The following is a 347-nucleotide window of genomic DNA, read 5'->3' as shown; positions in this document are numbered from 1 at the left end:
CGCGGCGCTGTTCTAGATAGTCAGTACGACGATAAGCACGCTCTACTTTACCTCCGACCGTATGACTTAGAATAGTTTCAGCGACCTCATAGGGAGCATCGGTTGTTTCAGCAAGCCAATTGCGTAAACTAGAGCGAAAACCATGGGGGCAGGCTTCAAGTCCAATCTGTTGCATATAGTTTGACATGCAATTCTCACCAAGGGGACCGCGTCCGGTTGCAGAGAAAAAGAAATCATTGCGAGAAAGCAAGCGCGCTTGTTTGAGAATTTCTAATGCCTCTGTTGATAAGGGAACGCGAAACTCTGTTGTAGCATCCCGCTTTCCTTTCATATTCTCAGCAGGAATA

Annotated in this window: 1 protein-coding gene; it reads right to left on the bottom strand. The window is 47.0% G+C overall.

The features are described from left to right. A partial coding sequence (locus BN338_RS10395) for a tyrosine-type recombinase/integrase (RefSeq protein ID WP_039762345.1) occupies window positions 1–347 on the bottom strand: 347 nt, incomplete at both ends.

This window comes from Bartonella queenslandensis AUST/NH15 (genome assembly GCF_000312585.1).
Taxonomy (GTDB): Bacteria; Pseudomonadota; Alphaproteobacteria; order Rhizobiales; family Rhizobiaceae; genus Bartonella; species Bartonella queenslandensis_A.
This window is presented reverse-complemented; position numbering and strand designations above follow the sequence as displayed.